This is a genomic window from Pseudarthrobacter sp. MEB009 (genome assembly GCF_030208875.1).
Classification (GTDB): Bacteria; Actinomycetota; Actinomycetes; order Actinomycetales; family Micrococcaceae; genus Arthrobacter.
This window is the reverse complement of sequence record NZ_JARVTC010000008.1, coordinates 1-17,303: the sequence shown is the minus strand read 5'-3', so window position 1 is coordinate 17,303 and position 17,303 is coordinate 1. Positions and strand designations below refer to the sequence as shown.

Here is a 17,303-nt window from a genome sequence, read left to right as displayed (position 1 = left end):
GGTGTCCGTGACGGCGGTTTAGGTCCCGCTCCCGGAACGTCTGTGTGTCCGCTGTTCCATCCCGGGACGTGCCTAGGGCACCAGGAGGACCTTGCCGGTGGTCCGGCGGCCCTCGAGGTCGCGGTGTGCCTGTGCCGCGTCGGCGAGGCTGTACTGTGCGCCGATCCGGACTTTCAGGCTGCCGTCGGCGGCTGCCGCGAAGACCTCGCCCGAACGCCAGCGCCGCTCGGCGGCGTCCTGCAGGTAGTGCGCCATGGTGGGCCGGGTCAGGAACAGGGAGCCGCCGGCGTTAAGGCGCTGCGGGTCAACCGCGGGCACCGGCCCTGATGCGGCCCCAAAAAGGACCAGGGTGCCGCGGATGCGCAGCGCCGCCAGTGAGCCATCGAACGTATCCTTGCCCACGCCGTCGTACACCACGTCCGCGCCGGTGCCCCCGGTGATGTCCCGGACTTTGTCCGCGAATCCGTCGTACCGGAGCACCTGGTCAGCCCCGGCGCCGGCTGCCAGTTCCGCCTTCGCGTCGCTGGAGACAGTGGTGATGACCCTGGCGCCGCGGGCCTTGAGCAGCTGGATCAGCAGCAGGCCAACCCCGCCCGCGCCGGCATGGAGCAGGACCGTGTGGCCGGCGGCCACCTTGAACGTCGAGTTCATCAGGTAGTGGGCGGTGATGCCCTGCAGCGGCAGGGCGGCGGCCGTCAGGTCATCCACACCGTCGGGAACGGGCAGTGCCGCTTCTTCGGGAACCAGGGCGTAACCGGCGTAGCACGCGATGCCCTCCGCGGTGGCGATCCGGTCTCCGGCGGTAAAGTCCTTGACTCCGGCGCCCACAGATTCCACGGTGCCTGCTGCTTCGGAACCGGGCGTGAAGGGATAGGGAACCTGGTAGGCGCCGCTGCGCTTGTAGGTGTCGATGAAGTTGACCCCTGCAGCCCCCACTTTGATGAGCAGCTGCCCGGGACCCGGCGTGGGCCGCTCAATGTCCTGGTACTGGAGTACTTCCGGTCCGCCGGCCTGCCGTGCGACGATTGCGTGCGTCATAGCTCTCTTTCCCCGGGACCGGCGTTTCCGGCCCGGCTGCCGCTTCCATCCTAGGTTCTGCCCCCATCGGCGGGGCAAGGGGCCGCCCTCCGGCGGCGGTGCATAAATATCGGGTGTATTGCATAACTATTGCTGTATAGTCGATGCCATGACTATTTCTGTTGCAGTGTCCGGAGCCAGCGGTTATGCCGGGGGAGAGGTCCTGCGCCTGCTCGCCGGCCACCCCGGCGTCACCATCGGCGCCATCACCGCCCACAGCAACGCCGGCTCCCGCCTCGGTGAGCTGCAGCCGCACCTGCACGGGCTGGCCAGCCGCATCCTCGAGGACACCACCGTCGCTAACCTCTCCGGCCACGACGTGGTGTTCCTCGCCCTGCCACATGGCGCCTCCGCGGAGATTGCCGCGCAGCTGCCGGAGGGCACGGTGGTGATCGACGCCGGCGCCGACCACCGCCTCGCCGATCCTGCCGTGTGGGAAAAGTTCTACGGCTCACCGCACGCCGGAACCTGGCCTTACGGGCTCCCCGAACTGCCGGGCCAGCGCGAGGCCCTCAAGGGGGCCAAACGGATTGCCGTGCCCGGCTGCTACCCCACCTCCGCGCTCCTGGCGTTGACGCCGGGCTTCGCGGCGCACCTGCTGGAGCACGATGACGTTGTGATCGTTTCCGCCTCCGGAACCTCGGGTGCCGGGAAAGCCGCCAAGGTCAACCTGATCGGCTCCGAAGTGATGGGCTCCATGAGCCCCTACGGCGTGGGCGGCGGGCACCGGCACACCCCCGAAATCGAACAGGGCCTGGGCCTCGCTGCGGGCAGCCCCGTGACCGTTTCCTTCACGCCCACCCTGGCACCCATGAGCCGGGGGATCCTCACCACCGCCACGGCTAAGGTCAAGCCCGGTGTCAGCGCCGACCAGCTGCGCCAGGCCTGGGCGGATGCCTATGACGATGAGCCCTTCGTCCACCTGCTTCCCGAGGGCCAATGGCCGGCCACTAAATCGGTGGTTGGCTCCAACCACGTGGCCATGCAGCTCGCTTTTGATGCCCACGCCAACCGGGTGATCATCACGTGCGTGATCGACAACCTCACCAAAGGCACCGCCGGCGGTGCCGTCCAATCCATGAACATCGCACTTGGCCTGCCGGAAACGGCCGGCCTCAACCTGCAGGGAGTAGCACCGTGACCATCACCGCACCCCAGGGATTCCGCGCCGCCGGCGTCACCGCCGGACTCAAGGCATCAGGAAACCCGGACCTCGCCCTGGTGGTCAACGACGGCCCTTCCAAGGCCGCTGCCGCCGTGTTCACCAGCAACCGCGTTGCGGCCGCTCCCGTGCACTGGTCCCGGCAGGTTGTCTCCGACGGCCGGGTGGACGCCGTGGTCCTGAACTCCGGCGGAGCCAATGCCTGCACCGGGCCCACCGGCTTCCAGAACACCCACAGCACCGCCGAAAAGGTTGCGGACGTGCTGGGCATTTCCGCCACCGACGTGTTTGTCTGCTCCACCGGCCTGATCGGCGAGCAACTCCCCATGGACAAGATCCTGCCCGGTGTCGAGGCCGCAGCCGCTGCGCTGAGCCCCGACGGCGGCCCGGACGCCGGGACCGCCATCATGACCACGGACTCGGTCCCGAAGTCCGCCCTCTTCATCGGCAGCGACGCGGACGGGCAGGAGTTCAGCATCGGCGGCATCGCCAAGGGCGCCGGCATGCTGGCGCCCGGCCTGGCCACGATGCTGGTGGTGCTCACCACCGACGCCGCTGTGGACGCGGACATGCTGGACACCGTCCTCCGCGACGCCACCCGTGTCACCTTTGACCGGGCAGACTCTGACGGCTGCATGTCCACCAATGACACCGTGGTCCTGCTGGCTTCCGGCGCCTCCGGTGCGGTGCCGGACGCGGAGGCCTTCGCAGCCGGACTCACCCAGGTCTGCGCCGAGCTGGCCCGCAAGCTGATCGGTGACGCCGAGGGCGCCAGCCACGATATCGCCATCCGCACCTACAACGCCGCCAGCGAAGCGGACGCCGAAACCGTCAGCCGCTCCGTGGCACGGTCCAACCTGTTCAAAGCCGCCATCTTCGGCAAGGACCCCAACTGGGGCCGGGTGCTCTCCGCTGTGGGAACCACCGACGCCGTCTTCGACCCGGACGCCCTGAACGTCAGCATGAACGGCATCCGGATCTGCCGCAACGGCAGCATTGGCGATGACCGCGCGCTGGTGGACCTGGAGCCCCGCGAGGTCCTGGTGGAGATCGACCTGCAGGCCGGCACGGCCGAAGCCACGGTCTGGACCAACGACCTCACCCACGACTACGTGCACGAAAACAGCGCCTACTCAAGCTGACCCACGCCCGGAGGCACGCATGAACACCGAAACCCGCGAAAACACCTCGATGCTGGACGCGCAAAGCAAAGCCGGCACGCTGATTGAAGCCCTGCCCTGGATCCAGCGTTTCGCCGGGACCACCATGGTGATCAAGTACGGCGGCAACGCCATGGTCAACGACGAGCTCCGGCGTGCCTTCGCCGAGGACGTGGTGTTCCTGCACCACGTGGGCATCCACCCCGTGGTGGTCCACGGCGGCGGCCCGCAAATCAACTCCATGCTGGCGCGCCTGGGCATCGAATCCGAGTTCAAGGGCGGACTCCGCGTCACCACCCCGGAGGCCATGGACGTGGTCCGCATGGTCCTGACCGGCCAGGTGGGCCGGGAGCTGGTGGGACTCATCAACTCCCACGGCCCGTACGCGGTGGGCATGTCCGGGGAAGACGGCGGCCTGCTCCGCGCCGTCCGGACCGGCACCGTGGTTGACGGCGAAGACGTGGACCTGGGCCTGGTGGGCGAAGTAGTGGGGGTGAACCCGGAAGGCATCCTCGACATCCTCGCCGCCGGCCGCATCCCGGTGATCTCCACCGTTGCCCCCGAAATCGAAGCCGGCGCCGATCCTGCCGACAGCCGGGTCCAGACCACCGGCCAGGTGCTCAACGTCAACGCCGACACCGCCGCGGCTGCCCTCGCCGAAGCCCTGGGCGCCTCCAAGCTGGTCATCCTCACCGACGTCGAGGGCCTGTACGCCAACTGGCCGGACAAGTCCTCGCTCATCTCCTCGCTGAAGGCCTCGGACCTCCGGGACCTCCTGCCCACGCTGGAGTCGGGGATGATCCCCAAAATGGAAGCCTGCCTCAAGGCAGTGGACGGCGGGGTGGAACGGGCGCATATCGTTGATGGCCGCCTGCCGCACTCCATGCTCCTTGAAACCTTCACCACCGCCGGCATCGGCACCCAGGTGGTTCCCGACCAGGAAGTGAGCGCATGAACGACACTGTTGACGTGGGTCCCGCCGGGCCTGACGCCAAAGCATCCGTGATGACCGGAATGGGCAGCGGCGCCGAGTGGCTGTCCCGCTACTCAAGTTCCCTGATGGGTGTCTTCGGCACCCCGCAACGGGTCCTGGTGCGTGGCGCCGGCTGCCTGGTCTGGGACGCCGACGGCAAGGAATACCTTGACCTCCTGGGCGGCATCGCCGTCAACGCGCTGGGCCACGCCCACCCGTTCGTGACCTCCGTGATCGCCAGCCAGCTGGCCACCCTGGGCCACGTCTCCAACTTCTTCACCAGCCCCACCCAGATCGCGCTGGCCGAGAAGCTGCTGGCCCTGGCCAAGGCACCGGCCGGCTCCAAGGTCTTTTTCGCCAATTCCGGCACCGAAGCCGTGGAGGCCGCCTTCAAGCTGGCCCGCCGCAACACCGGCACAGCGGACGCACCACGGACCAAGGTCGTTGCGCTGGACGGCGCCTTCCACGGCCGCACCATGGGCGCCCTGGCCCTCACAGCCAAGGAAGCGTACCGGGCACCCTTCGAACCGCTGCCCGGCGGCGTGGTGCACATCCCCTTCGGCGACCTCGAAGCCCTGCGTGCCGCCGTCGACCATTCCACTGCGGCCGTGTTCCTGGAACCCATCCAGGGTGAAGCCGGAGTCCGGCCGCTCAGCGCCGAATACCTGCAGGCCGCCCGCCGGCTCACCACTGACGCCGGCGCGCTGCTGATCCTCGACGAGGTCCAGACCGGTGTAGGCCGGACCGGCACATGGCTGGCCAGCGAGGACGCCGGAATCGTTCCGGACGCCATCACCCTGGCCAAGGGCCTGGGCGGTGGGTTCCCCATCGGCGCGCTGCTGACCATGGGGGAGAAGCCGTCCGCCCTGCTGTCCGCCGGCCAGCACGGCACCACCTTCGGCGGCAACCCGGTGGCAACGGCCGCTGCCCTGGCAACACTGCACGCCATCGAAAACCAGCACGTCCTGGCCAACGTCAACACCGTGGGGGAACACCTGCGCGCCGGCCTGGCCGCCGTTCCCGGCGTGACCGGCGTACGCGGCAGGGGACTGCTGATCGGCTTCGACCTCGACGCCGACGTGGCACCGGCAGTGGTCCAGGCCGGCCTGGACGCGGGGTTCATCGTTAACGCCCCCGGCCCGCACACCATCCGCCTGGCACCCCCGCTGGTCCTGACCACCGCCCAGGCAGAGACCTTCCTCGCCGCCTTCCCGGCCATCCTCCAGACTGCTAAGGACGCCCAGTGACAGCAACCCCAACCCGGCACTTCCTCAAGGACACCGACCTCAGCCCGGCTGAGCAGGCGGAGGTCCTGGACCTTGCAGTCCGCATGAAAGCCGCGCCGTACAGCGTCCAGCCGTTCGCCGCGGAAGGCAACGGCCGCAAAACGGTAGCGGTGATCTTCGACAAGACCTCCACCCGCACCCGGGTCTCGTTCGCCACCGGCATCGCCGACATGGGCGGCAACGCCCTGATCATCAACCCCGGCGAGGCACAGATCGGGCACAAGGAATCCGTGGCGGACACCGCCAAGGTCCTGGAGCGTATGGTCTCCACCATCGTGTGGCGGACCGGGGCGCACGCCGGACTCGTGGCCATGGCGGAAAACTCGAAGGTGCCCGTTATCAACGCCCTGTGCGATGACTACCACCCGTGCCAGCTCCTGGCGGACCTGCTGACCGTCAAGGAGCACAAGGGCCCGCTGCAGGGCCTCACCATGGCCTACCTCGGCGATTCCGCCAACAACATGGCCAACTCCTACCTGCTGGCCGGGGTCACCGCCGGCATGCACGTCCGGATCGCCGGTCCCGAAGGCTACCTTCCCACCGCGGAGATCGTGGCCGCCGCAGAGGAGCGGGCTGCCCTGACAGGCGGCTCCGTCCTGGTCACCACCGATGCCACCGAAGCCCTCACCGGCGCGGACGTGGTGGCCACCGACACCTGGGTCTCCATGGGCCAGGAAGCGGAAAAGGAAGCCAGGATGCAGCTGTTCCGGAAGTACTCCGTGGACGAGGCGGCCATGTCCCTCGCCGCGGACGACGCCGTGGTGCTGCATTGCCTTCCCGCTTATCGCGGCTACGAGATCTCCGCCGGCGTCATCGACGGTCCGCAGTCCATCGTCTGGGACGAGGCCGAGAACCGGCTGCACGCCCAGAAGGCCCTGATGGCCTGGCTGCTGCACCGGTCCGGCCTGGCAGTGGTGGCTGGCCTTGAGCCCGTGGCGGCTGGCAGCCAGTGACCGTCCCGTCAGCCGGGCCCGCCTCCAGCCCGGCCACCAAAACGGCCCGCCAGGCCCGGATCACGGCCCTGCTCACGGGCCAGTCCGTGCGCTCCCAGGCGGAGCTTGCGGCGCTGCTGGCGGACGACGGCGTCCAGGTCACCCAGGCCACCCTGTCCCGGGACCTGGTGGAACTCGGTGCCGTCCGGGTCCGCGGCCAGGAAGGCGTGCTGGTTTACGCCGTCCCGGGTGAAGGCGGGGAACGGGCCGCCAAAAGCGGGGTGAGCCAGGAAATCCTGGACGCCCGGCTGGCCCGGCTCTGCAGCGAACTGCTGGTCACGGCGGAAGCCTCGGCCAACATCGCCGTCCTGCGTACCCCGCCCGGCGCGGCGAACTTCCTGGCCCTCGCAATCGACCATTCGGTGATGCCGTCCATCCTGGGCACCATCGCCGGTGACGACACCGTCCTGCTGGTCTCCCGGGACCCCCTGGGCGGACCCGACCTCGCCGCGCGCTTCCTTCAGCTGGCCGAGGAAGCCGGGCAATAAGCTTGATGGCAACAACACGAACCAAACCCTCAATTCAAGGAGCATTTAAGTGACTGAACGCATTGTGCTGGCCTACTCCGGCGGCCTGGACACCTCAGTAGCCATCGGCTGGATCGGTGAAGCCACCGGCGCCGAGGTCATCGCCGTGGCCGTTGACGTTGGACAGGGCGGCGAGTCGCTGGAGACCATCCGGCAGCGCGCCCTGGGCTGCGGCGCCGTCGAAGCCTACGTGGCCGACGCGTCGGACGAGTTCGCCAACGAGTACTGCATGCCCACGCTGAAGGCCAACGCCCTCTACCAGGGCCACTACCCGCTGGTCTCGGCCATCTCCCGCCCGGTGATCGTGAAGCACCTGGTCAAGGCCGCCCGCGAATTCGGCGCCACCACCGTGGCCCACGGCTGCACCGGCAAGGGCAACGACCAGGTCCGCTTCGAAGTCGGCATCCAGACCCTTGGGCCGGACCTGAAGTGCATCGCCCCCGTCCGCGACCTCGCCCTCACCCGCGACAAGGCCATCGCCTTCGCCGAGGAAAAGGGCCTGCCCATCGAGACCACCAAAAAGAACCCGTACTCGATCGACCAGAACGTCTGGGGCCGTGCCGTCGAAACCGGCTACCTTGAGGACATCTGGAACGCCCCCACCAAGGACATCTACGACTACACCGCCACCCCGGAGTTCCCGCCGGCCCCGGATGAAGTCACCATCTCCTTCGAAGCCGGCGTGCCGGTGGCGATCGACGGCGTCCGGGTCACCCCGCTGCAGGCCATCAAGGAACTGAACCGCCGGGCCGGCGCCCAGGGCGTGGGCCGGATCGACGTTGTCGAGGACCGCCTCGTGGGCATCAAGTCCCGCGAAATCTACGAGGCCCCCGGCGCCATGGCGCTGATCACCGCGCACAAGCACCTCGAGGACATCACCGTCGAGCGCGAGCAGGCCCGCTTCAAGGCCACCGTTGGCCAGCGCTGGGCCGAGCTGGTCTACGACGGACAGTGGTTCTCCCCGCTGAAGCGTTCCCTCGACGCCTTCATCGAAGACACCCAGAAGTACGTCACCGGCGACATCCGCATGACCCTGCACGGCGGCCAGGCAATCGTCAACGGCCGCCGCTCCGACACGTCCCTGTACGACTTCGACCTGGCCACCTACGACACCGGCGACACCTTCGACCAGTCGCAGGCCAAGGGCTTCATCGAGTTGTGGGGCATGTCCGCCAAGGTGGCCTCGGGCCGCGACATCCGCGTCGCAGGAAAGTAGCCCCCGTGGCTGAGCACAAATCCGGGGTGCGCTCGGGGACCAATACAGGTGCGCTGTGGGGCGGCCGGTTCGCCGGCGGCCCCGCGGACGCCCTCGCGGCGCTGAGCAAGTCCACGCATTTTGACTGGCGGCTGGCCCGCTACGACATTGCCGGGTCCAAGGCGCACGCCCGCGTGCTGCACAAGGCCGGACTGCTGGACGACGCCGAACTCGACGGCATGCTGGCCGCCCTCACCCGCCTGGATGAGGACGTGGCGTCCGGCGGCTACCTGCCCGCCGACTCCGACGAGGACGTGCATGGATCGCTGGAACGCGGCCTGATCGAACGCGCCGGCACCCAGCTGGGCGGCAAGCTCCGCGCCGGCCGGTCCCGCAACGACCAGGTGGCAACCCTGGGCCGGATGTTCCTGCGCGACCACGCCCGGATCATCGCCCGCGGCGTGCTGGCCACCGTGGACTCCCTCGTCGGGCAGGCCAAGGCGCACCACGGTGTGGCCATGCCGGGCCGCACCCACCTGCAGCACGCCCAGCCGGTGCTGCTGAGCCATCACCTGCTGGCCCACGCTTGGGCGCTGCTGCGTGATGTGCAGCGGCTCCAGGACTGGGATAAGCGGGCCGGCGTTTCGCCGTACGGTTCCGGCGCCCTGGCGGGGTCCTCGCTGGGCCTGGACCCGGAAGCGGTGGCCGCGGACCTGGGCTTCTTCTCCGCCACGCACAACTCGATCGACGGCACCGCGTCCCGCGACGTTTTCGCCGAGTTCGCGTGGGTCACGGCCATGATCGGTGTTGACCTGTCCCGGATCTCCGAGGAAGTCATCTTCTGGGCCACCAAGGAATTCTCCTTCGTCACACTGCACGATTCCTATTCCACGGGGTCCTCCATCATGCCGCAGAAGAAGAACCCGGACGTGGCCGAGCTGGCACGCGGCAAGGCAGGGCGCCTGATCGGCAACCTGACCGGGCTCCTGGCTACCCTCAAGGGACTGCCGCTGGCGTACAACCGCGACCTGCAGGAGGACAAGGAGCCGGTCTTCGATGCCGCCGACACCCTGGAGCTGCTGCTTCCGGCCGTTTCCGGCATGATCGCCACCCTGACGTTCAACACCGAGCGGATGGCGTCGCTGGCACCGCAGGGCTTTGCCCTGGCCACCGACATCGCCGAATGGCTGGTCCGGCAGGGCGTGCCGTTCCGGGAAGCGCACGAGCTTTCCGGCGCCGCCGTCAAGCAGGCCGAATCCCGCGGCGTTGAACTGTGGGACCTGACAGACGAGGAATACGCGGACATCTCCGCGCACCTCACGCCGGAGGTCCGCACGGTACTGTCCACGGAGGGCTCGCTTAACAGCCGCAACTCCCAGGGCGGCACGGCACCGGCCGCCGTCGAACGCCAGCTCACCGCGCTGGAAGCCGAACTGGAAGCCGTCCGCGCCTACGCCGGCTAGCTCCCGCACGCCCCTCCCGCCTGTTGATCCGACAGGCGGGAGGGGTGTTCTGCGTTAACTTGCGGGGCAGCCCCGCTAGCATGGCGCCATGACCCAAACCTTCCGGCAGTTCCTCCGCGCACTGCCCGACTTCCCCGCGGAGCTGCCCGATTTCGACCCGGACACCGCGCCGGCGGACCCCGCCGCGCTGTTCCGGTTCTGGCTGGACCAGGCCCTCGCCGCCGGTGAACCGCAGCCGCACGCCTTCAGCCTGGCGACGGTGGCCGGCAGCGGGCAGCCGTCGGCACGGATGCTGATCCTGAAGGACATTGACGACGCCGGCTGGCAGTTCGCCACGTCCCGCACCTCCCGCAAGGGCCGGGAACTCACGGGCTCGCCGGTGGCGGCCATGAACTTCTACTGGCATTCGCAGGGCCGGCAGGTGCGGGTGGCCGGTCCCGTGGTGGAGCTCTCCGCCGCCGCGTCGGCAGCGGACTGGGACGCCCGGCCGCAGGCTGATGGCAGCAGTAACCCGGAATGGCAGCTCTACGCCCTCCGGCCCGTTGAGATCGAATTCTGGCAGGCCCGGCACAACCGCCGGCACCTGCGGCACCGGTTCGGGCCGGACGGTATCCCGCTCGATTAAGCCGTCGCGCCACGGGACCTGCGCCGGCGGTTCGCCTATGCCGCTTCGCGCGCCAGCAGCCGTTCCTTCACCGGCAGGCCCCAGCGGAACCCGCCCAGGGTGCCGTCCGTCCGGATCACCCGGTGGCAGGGAACAAACAATGCCGCGGCGTTGAAGGCGCAGGCGCTGGCCGCGGCCCGGACAGCCCTGGGGTTTCCGGCCAGCGCCGCGTATTCGGTATACGTCACGGGCTGCCCCGGTGCCACAAGGCGCAGGACGTCCCAGGCATGCGCCCGGAACGGGCCGGACTGCTGCAGCACCGGCACGGCCATTGCAGGTTCCGGGTCTCCGCTGTAGAACGCGTCAACGGCCGGGGAGATGCCGGCCAGGCTGCTGACTGTTTCCAGGCCGTCCGGCCGCAGGGACGCGTGGATTTGGCCGGTCAAGTCAGCCGGGTCCGCTGTCCAGCCGGACGAGAGCACCGCCCCGTCCCGGGCGATGATGGTGAAGGGGCCATCGGGGGTGGTCATGGTCAGCAGTTGGGCTTTCATGGCGTCACTTTCGCGGAGGTTGGGGCCGGGGAACGGCGGGTGCGTGGAGTACGTCCGATGCCGGGGGGACGGGCGGCAGCGGCCCAGAGGTGCATGGTGGCGTAGGAACGCCAGGGACTGACTTCGCGGAAGTCCGGCGAACCGGCGTCTGTGCCCGCGGCCAGGGCCTTGATGCCGTTCCGGACGGCGGCGTCATTGGCGAGGAAAACGTCCGGGGCACCGAGCACCCGCATCGCCACGTAGCCCACCGTCCAGGGTCCCACGCCCGGCAGTGGCAGCAACGCGGCCGTGAGGCCGGGGACGTTATGGCCGTAGCCGATCTCCAGCCGGCCGTCCGCCATGGTCGCTGCGGCGTTCAGGAGGGATTCCGTGCGCCGCTTCGGGCCGCGGAGCAGGTGCCCGGAAGCCGCGATCTGCGCTGGGGTGGGGAACAGCCGGTCCAGGCCGTCCGCCGGAGCGCTGCTGTGGCTGCCTGCCGCAGCCAGTTGCGAAAGTGCCGTCCGGGCAGCGGCCACGGTGATCTGCTGGCCGATCATGGCCCGGACCAGCAGCTCCTGCGGGTCCAGCGCCCCGGGCATCCGCATCCCGGGTGTCCCGGCGACGGCGGCGGCGAGCCGGGGATCCGCCGCCAGGGCAGCATCGATGGCCTGCGGGTCGGCGTCCAGGTCAAAGAGCCTGCGGACCCGGCTCAGGAGCGCCGGCAGGTCCCGCAGGTCCACCGCGCCGATGGTGAGGGTCAGGGGCCGGCCGGGCGTGCCGCCGTCGTACTCCACCGCGAAGCGCGCGTCGCCGTGCGGCAGCCGCAGCGTCCGTGCGTAGGACGTGGCGGTGCCCGCTTCGATGCCGGGGACGGCACGCACGGCAAGGAACGTGAAGATGCCCGGATCGAACGGCTGGCGGTACGGCAAAGCCAGGCTGAGGGCCGTGGTGCCGCCCCCGGCCTTCGCCGGACGGCCCTTGAGCCGCAGCGCAGTGGGGGTCATGTCGAAGACTTCCACCATGGTTTCGTTGAACTGGCGGACACTGCTGAAACCGGCAGCGAAAGCGATGTCCGCGAGCTTCATGGCCGTGGACACCAGCAGCGTCCGGGCCGTCTGCGCCCTGCCGGCGCGGGCCAGCGAGAGGGGACCGGCGCCCAGCTCCTGGCTGAGGATCCTGTTCAGCTGCCGGGAGGAGTAGCCCAGCCGGGCAGCAAGGCCCTGGACGCCGTCGCGGTTGATGACCCCGTCATTAATCAGCCGCATCGCGCGGCCGGCAACGTCCTGTCGGATGTTCCAGGCGGGGGTCCCGGGGACCGCCTCCGGGAGGCAGCGCTTGCAGGCCCGGTAACCGGCGTCGTGCGCCGCGGCCGAGGTCTCATAGAAGGTGACATTGGCGGCCTTGGGGGTCCGGGCCGGGCAGGAGGGGCGGCAGTAGATGCCCGTGGTGCGGACGGCAGTATAGAACTGCCCGTCGAACCGGGTGTCCCGGGCGTCGATCGCCCGGTAGCGCTGCCAGAAGTCCATGCCTCCATCCTGCCAGCCCGGCGGGACTGCTTCTAGCGGAAATCGGACACGGCCGTGCGTACCCCTGGCCACTTCCCGGAGTGGGTAGAGTCGAAAAATGACCACGCCACAGCCCCCGTCCGGGCCGCCCCTGCGGGAATTGCTGGCCGGCAACGCCCTGGACCTGGCCCCGATGCTCCTGGGTGCCGTGCTGACGCACCGGACGCGGGACGGCCTGGTGGCTGTCCGGCTCACCGAGGTGGAGGCCTACCTGGGGCCGGGGGATTCACTTCATCCCGACCCCGGGTCCCACACCTACCGCGGGTCCACGCAGCGCAACGCGCCGATGTTCGGGCCGCCCGGGCACCTTTACGTCTACTTCACCTACGGGATGCACCACTGCGCCAACATCGTCTGCGGACCGGTTGGCACGGCGTCCGCGCTGCTGCTGCGTGCCGGGGAGGTGGTGGCGGGCGGGGACCTTGCCCGGCAGCGGCGGCCCACGTCCAAGTCACCGGCGGACCTGGCGCGGGGACCGGCCCGGCTGGCCAAAGCCATGGGACTGAGCACTGCGGACAGCGGCCGGGACGCCCTGGCGGAGCCGTTCACGCTGGAACTGCCGCCGCACCCTGCCGGGCCCGTCAGTTCCGGGCCGCGGGTGGGGGTTGCCGGTCCCGGCGGGTCGGGGGAGTACCCGTGGCGGTTCTGGCTGACCGGGGACCGGACCGTGTCCACGTACAAGCCGGCCCGGCCCCGGACGCCGCAACCTGAGACCACCATGTTTCACAAGCGTTAACGGAAATGGTTGTAGAATGGACGGTCTGTATTCCGCGATAGGGGAACGTTAATGCTCGACGCCGATTTGGCCCACGAACGGGATTATGTTGCCGGCCTCTACGCCCGGCTGGAGGAGCTGCGCGACGAGAAGCGCCGGCAGCTTGCCCAGGTCCGGCGCGCCGGAGCCGTAGGCACCATGCAGAACGTTTCGGAACGGGACGCTTTTGCCGCCCTGTATGAGGACCGGCTCGCGCAGCTGGATGCAGTGGACGACCGGTTGGTCTTTGGCCGGCTGGATCTGGACTCCGGCGAGGAACAGTACATCGGCCGGATCGGCCTCACCACCGAGGACCTGCAGCGGCTGATGGTGGACTGGCGCGCGCCAGAAGCCGGGCACTTCTACCAGGCCACCGCTTTCGACCGGCAGGGTGTACGCCGCCGCCGCCACCTGATCCTGCAGGGCCGCGAAGTCAAGGCCATTGAAGACGACGTCCTGGACGCCGGCATGCTGGCGGACGACGAATCGCTGCAGGGCGAAGGCGCCCTTTTGGCGGCGTTGAACTCCAAGCGCACCGGCCGGATGTCGGACATCGTCAGCACCATCCAGTCGGAGCAGGACCGCATCATCCGGTCCTCGATCTCAGGTGCCCTGGTGGTGCAGGGCGGCCCCGGCACCGGCAAAACCGCCGTGGCGCTGCACCGTGCCGCCTATCTCCTCTACACCCACCGGGACCGGCTCAAGACTGCAGGCGTCCTGCTGGTGGGGCCGTCGTCGTCGTTCATGAAGTACATCGAACGTGTGCTGCCCTCCCTCGGCGAGACTGGTGTGGTGATGGCAAGCCTGGGCCGGCTGATGCCCGGCATCCATGCCGTACCCGAACAGGACGCCGGCGTCGCCGCCATCAAGGGCCGCCTGGACATGGCCGCCATTGTGGCCAACGCCGTCGCCAACCGCCAGCGGGTCCCGGCCGGGGACCGGATCCTGGAAGTGGACGGCCGCAAGCTGACGCTGACGGTCCGCCAGGTCCGGCGTGCGCGGGAGCGTGCCCGCGCCACCGGGAAACCGCACAACGAGGCACGCGCCAGCTTCGTCAAGATCCTGCTCCGTGAGCTGACCGAACAGCTGACCGACCTTGTTGAAGCCGGGAACATCGGCAACAACGCTGACCGGGGCTACCTTGCCGAGGACGTCCGCAGCGCCCGCGACGTGCGGATCGCCCTCAACCTGTGCTGGATGCCCATAACGCCGGAGAAGCTGGTTTCCGAGCTGTTCAGCAAGCCGGCCATCCTCGAATTCTGCACCCCGCACCTCACCAAGGCTGAGCGGGCTTCCCTGCTGCGCCCGGCGGACGCGCCCTGGACGGAACCCGACGTCCCGCTGCTTGATGAAGCCGCGGAACTGCTGGGGGATCTGGACGCTACCGACGGCCGCGGCCTTGCGCAGCAGGAGCACGACAGGGCCCGCGACCTGGCCAACGCCAAGCAAACGCTGGAAAACATGGAGCACATGGGTGTTGATGTGCTGATGACTGCAGAGGAGCTCGCGGACCAGAACCAGGAGCGCGAGGACCGGCTCACGGCGGCCGAGCGCGCCACCAGCGACCGCAGCTGGGCCTTCGGGCACATTGTGGTGGACGAGGCCCAGGAGCTTTCGCCCATGCAGTGGCGGCTGCTGGTGCGGCGCTGCCCGCTGAAGTCGTTCACGATCGTGGGCGACATTGCCCAGACCAGTTCCGTGGCCGGCGCCAATTCCTGGCAGGGTGCCCTGGCTCCCATGTTCGGTGACCGCTGGCAGCTTGAGGAGCTGACGGTCAACTACCGGACGCCGTCCCAGATTGCCGAGGCAGCAGTCCGGATGGCCAACGCTGCCGGGCTGGTGGTTTCGGCGCCCAAGGCTGTCCGTGAGGGCCGCTGGTCACCTGTCATTGACGAGGTCCCGGCGGGCTCAGTGGTGGACCGCCTGGTGGAGGTCCTGCCGGCAGAGCTGGAAGCGCTCGACGGCGGCCTGATCGCCGTGATTGCCGACGGCGACCTCCTGCCCGCAGCCATCCGCGCCCTCCGCACTGCGTACGGCCGGCGGGTGGGCAACGGTGCTGGGAGCTACGAGCAGGACATTGTGGTCATCAGCCCCCGCGAGGCCAAGGGCCTGGAATTCGACGGCGTGGTGGTGCTGGAACCGGCCATGATGCTCAACCACGAGCACGGCAAGGTGGGCGACCTGTACGTGGCCATGACCCGGGCCACCCAGCGGCTGCGCCTGATAGCGGCCCAGCCCGTACCGGCAGGCATCGCAGGCTGAGGGCCTGCTCCCGGCGGTGCCGCCGCCTGGCGGCGCCGCACTCCTGCTAACTTAGAAGGCGTGCCAGAAATCAACAGCCTCGAACTGCAACAGAACGATCCCACTTTTGCCAACGTATGGCAGGAGCTGAAATGGCGTGGCCTGGTCCACGTCTCCACCGATGAAGCAGAGCTGGAGAAGCTCCTCGCCGGTGGGCCGGTCACGTACTATTGCGGCTTTGATCCCACGGCTCCCTCGCTTCACCTGGGCAACCTGGTGCAGCTGCTGGTGATGCGGCGGCTCCAGCTGGCCGGCCACCGGCCGCTGGGCCTGGTTGGCGGGTCCACGGGCCTGATCGGTGATCCCCGTCCCACGGCTGAACGGACCCTGAATACCAAGGACACCGTGGTGGAATGGGTGGGCTACCTGCAGGGCCAGGTCCGCCGTTTCCTAAGCTTCGAGGGGGACAACGCCGCCCGGATGGTCAACAACCTTGACTGGACGGCTCCGCTGAGCGCCATCGACTTCCTGCGTGAGGTGGGCAAGCACTTCCGTGTAGGCACCATGCTGCGCAAGGACGCGGTGGCCTCCCGGCTGAGTTCCGATGAGGGCATCAGCTACACCGAGTTCAGCTACCAGATCCTGCAGGGTATGGACTACCTCCAGCTGTACCGCGACCACGGCTGCGTCCTGCAGACCGGAGGCTCGGACCAATGGGGCAACCTGACCAGCGGCACGGAGCTGATCCGCAAGGTGGAGGGCAAGAGCGTCCACGCCCTGGGTACGCCGTTGATCACCAATTCCGATGGCACCAAGTTCGGCAAGAGCGAGGGCAACGCCATCTGGCTCGATGCCGCGATGTGCAGCCCGTACGCCTTCTACCAGTTCTGGCTTAATACCGCAGATGCTGACGTCGTTGACCGGCTCAAGGTGTTCACCTTCCTGACCCGGGCAGAGATCGACGACGTGGCCACCGCTGTTGCCGAGCGTCCGTTTGCCCGGGAAGGCCAGCGCCGGCTTGCCTTCGAAGTAACGTCGCTGGTTCACGGTGTGGATGCGACCGAAAAGGTCATCGCAGCGTCCGCCGCTTTGTTCGGCAACGGCGACCTTACTGTCCTCGATGAGGTGACCCTTTCTGCCGCCACCGCCGAACTTCCTTCCGCCACGGTGCCGGCAGACGCTTTGGGCATTGTGGATCTTTTGGTGGCGTCGGGTCTTTCCGAGAGCAAATCGGCCGCCCGCCGCACGGTGGGGGAGGGCGGCGCTTATGTGAACAACCAGAAAATGACAGACCCGGATGCTGTTGTCGCCGGCTCGCAGCTGCTGCACGGCAAGTACCTGCTCCTTCGGCGGGGAAAAAAGAACCTCGCCACCGTCCAGGTGGATCCCGCCTAGGGTTCCACGCCCCCGAAAACACCACAGCACGCCCTTCACCAGCCGACTTGCACGGCTGTTGGGGGGCGTGTATTGTTTTCTGAGTCGCCGCCGCTGAGTGGTGACAAACCCCCAACATTGATAAGAAGCAATTCTTAGCCAGGCAGTGCCTGGACCGAAAAGTTGCTTCGATTTTCTGCTGGGCGGATTCATGGAAACAGAGTGAATTCCGGGAAAACAACCGGATTTGCAAAGCGAATATGAATGAAATAAGCTTGAAACATCACGGCGAAGAAATACGGAATAAGAATTCATTCAAATGAATTGTTTCGGGAATATTCGAACGTGTCTGTTGTTTGAGAACTCAATAGTGTGCCATGTTTGTTGATACCAATTTTTT

The 17,303-nt window shown here is 68.2% G+C and carries 15 protein-coding genes; 12 read left to right on the top strand and 3 right to left on the bottom strand.

Features of this window, described 5'->3' with window-relative positions; translation table 11 throughout:
- Positions 1 to 72: 72 nt before the first annotated feature.
- Complete coding sequence (locus QRN07_RS08245; protein ID WP_285240799.1) at positions 73 to 1,038, bottom strand: quinone oxidoreductase family protein; 966 nt, start codon at positions 1,036 to 1,038, stop codon at positions 73 to 75.
- A gap of 148 nt (positions 1,039 to 1,186) precedes the next feature.
- Between QRN07_RS08245 and argC the strand changes: the two genes are divergently transcribed.
- The 9 genes from argC (at position 1,187) to QRN07_RS08200 (ending at position 10,460) form a co-directional block, all read left to right on the top strand.
- A complete protein-coding gene (gene argC, locus QRN07_RS08240; RefSeq protein ID WP_285240798.1) occupies positions 1,187 to 2,218 on the top strand; it encodes an N-acetyl-gamma-glutamyl-phosphate reductase in 1,032 nt (343 codons plus the stop codon).
- Entirely contained in the window at positions 2,215 to 3,381 is a 1,167-nt protein-coding gene (gene argJ / locus QRN07_RS08235; protein WP_050685679.1) for a bifunctional glutamate N-acetyltransferase/amino-acid acetyltransferase ArgJ, read from the top strand. Before argC ends, argJ begins: the two co-directional genes overlap by 4 nt.
- A 19-nt stretch (positions 3,382 to 3,400) precedes the next feature.
- On the top strand, positions 3,401 to 4,354 hold the full coding sequence (gene argB, locus QRN07_RS08230) for an acetylglutamate kinase (protein WP_050685678.1): 954 nt from the start codon (positions 3,401 to 3,403) through the stop codon (positions 4,352 to 4,354).
- Positions 4,355 to 4,404: 50 nt separating this feature from the next.
- Positions 4,405 to 5,619, top strand: coding sequence for an acetylornithine transaminase (locus tag QRN07_RS08225; RefSeq protein WP_285240821.1), 1,215 nt, complete (start codon positions 4,405 to 4,407; stop codon positions 5,617 to 5,619).
- Positions 5,616 to 6,611: an ornithine carbamoyltransferase gene (argF, locus tag QRN07_RS08220; protein ID WP_050685676.1), complete on the top strand. Its 996-nt coding sequence runs from the start codon at positions 5,616 to 5,618 to the stop codon at positions 6,609 to 6,611. Before QRN07_RS08225 ends, argF begins: the two co-directional genes overlap by 4 nt.
- The gene (locus QRN07_RS08215; RefSeq protein WP_050685675.1) at positions 6,608 to 7,138 is read left to right on the top strand and encodes an arginine repressor; all 531 of its coding nucleotides are present in this window, start codon (positions 6,608 to 6,610) and stop codon (positions 7,136 to 7,138) included. The genes argF and QRN07_RS08215 overlap by 4 nt, the downstream gene beginning before the upstream one ends.
- 49 nt (positions 7,139 to 7,187) lie before the next feature.
- On the top strand, positions 7,188 to 8,393 hold the full coding sequence (locus tag QRN07_RS08210) for an argininosuccinate synthase (protein ID WP_050685674.1): 1,206 nt from the start codon (positions 7,188 to 7,190) through the stop codon (positions 8,391 to 8,393).
- 5 nt (positions 8,394 to 8,398) lie between these two features.
- Positions 8,399 to 9,835 (top strand): argininosuccinate lyase, encoded by a 1,437-nt coding sequence (gene argH, locus QRN07_RS08205; RefSeq protein WP_285240797.1) that lies wholly within the window; start codon positions 8,399 to 8,401, stop codon positions 9,833 to 9,835.
- 88 nt (positions 9,836 to 9,923) lie between these two features.
- Positions 9,924 to 10,460, top strand: a complete 537-nt coding sequence (locus tag QRN07_RS08200) for a pyridoxamine 5'-phosphate oxidase family protein (protein ID WP_285240796.1) — start codon at positions 9,924 to 9,926, stop codon at positions 10,458 to 10,460.
- A gap of 35 nt (positions 10,461 to 10,495) precedes the next feature.
- Here QRN07_RS08200 and QRN07_RS08195 read toward each other — a convergent pair whose 3' ends face one another.
- Positions 10,496 to 10,990: a methylated-DNA--[protein]-cysteine S-methyltransferase gene (locus QRN07_RS08195; RefSeq protein WP_285240795.1), complete on the bottom strand. Its 495-nt coding sequence runs from the start codon at positions 10,988 to 10,990 to the stop codon at positions 10,496 to 10,498.
- Positions 10,987 to 12,495, bottom strand: coding sequence for a DNA-3-methyladenine glycosylase 2 family protein (locus QRN07_RS08190; RefSeq protein ID WP_285240794.1), 1,509 nt, complete (start codon positions 12,493 to 12,495; stop codon positions 10,987 to 10,989). Before QRN07_RS08190 ends, QRN07_RS08195 begins: the two co-directional genes overlap by 4 nt.
- Before the next feature lie 97 nt (positions 12,496 to 12,592).
- Between QRN07_RS08190 and QRN07_RS08185 the strand changes: the two genes are divergently transcribed.
- Genes QRN07_RS08185 through tyrS form a run of 3 tightly spaced genes read left to right on the top strand, consistent with a single transcriptional unit; the run spans position 12,593 to position 16,924 of the window.
- Positions 12,593 to 13,270, top strand: coding sequence for a DNA-3-methyladenine glycosylase (locus tag QRN07_RS08185; protein WP_050685669.1), 678 nt, complete (start codon positions 12,593 to 12,595; stop codon positions 13,268 to 13,270).
- Positions 13,271 to 13,321: 51 nt separating this feature from the next.
- Positions 13,322 to 15,550 (top strand): HelD family protein, encoded by a 2,229-nt coding sequence (locus QRN07_RS08180; RefSeq protein ID WP_050685668.1) that lies wholly within the window; start codon positions 13,322 to 13,324, stop codon positions 15,548 to 15,550.
- A gap of 60 nt (positions 15,551 to 15,610) precedes the next feature.
- A complete protein-coding gene (gene tyrS, locus QRN07_RS08175; RefSeq protein WP_050685667.1) occupies positions 15,611 to 16,924 on the top strand; it encodes a tyrosine--tRNA ligase in 1,314 nt (437 codons plus the stop codon).
- Positions 16,925 to 17,303: the final 379 nt, after the last annotated feature.

What these genes read in the sequence shown, in the direction of transcription:
- QRN07_RS08245 (WP_285240799.1), bottom strand. Translation starts at nt 1,038, where the DNA reads ATGACGCACGCAATCGTCGCACGGCAGGCCGGCGGACCGGAAGTACTC.
- argC (WP_285240798.1), top strand. Translation starts at nt 1,187, where the DNA reads ATGACTATTTCTGTTGCAGTGTCCGGAGCCAGCGGTTATGCCGGGGGA.
- argB (WP_050685678.1), top strand. Translation starts at nt 3,401, where the DNA reads ATGAACACCGAAACCCGCGAAAACACCTCGATGCTGGACGCGCAAAGC.
- QRN07_RS08225 (WP_285240821.1), top strand. Translation starts at nt 4,405, where the DNA reads ATGACCGGAATGGGCAGCGGCGCCGAGTGGCTGTCCCGCTACTCAAGT.
- QRN07_RS08200 (WP_285240796.1), top strand. Translation starts at nt 9,924, where the DNA reads ATGACCCAAACCTTCCGGCAGTTCCTCCGCGCACTGCCCGACTTCCCC.
- QRN07_RS08195 (WP_285240795.1), bottom strand. Translation starts at nt 10,990, where the DNA reads ATGAAAGCCCAACTGCTGACCATGACCACCCCCGATGGCCCCTTCACC.
- QRN07_RS08190 (WP_285240794.1), bottom strand. Translation starts at nt 12,495, where the DNA reads ATGGACTTCTGGCAGCGCTACCGGGCGATCGACGCCCGGGACACCCGG.
- QRN07_RS08185 (WP_050685669.1), top strand. Translation starts at nt 12,593, where the DNA reads ATGACCACGCCACAGCCCCCGTCCGGGCCGCCCCTGCGGGAATTGCTG.
- QRN07_RS08180 (WP_050685668.1), top strand. Translation starts at nt 13,322, where the DNA reads ATGCTCGACGCCGATTTGGCCCACGAACGGGATTATGTTGCCGGCCTC.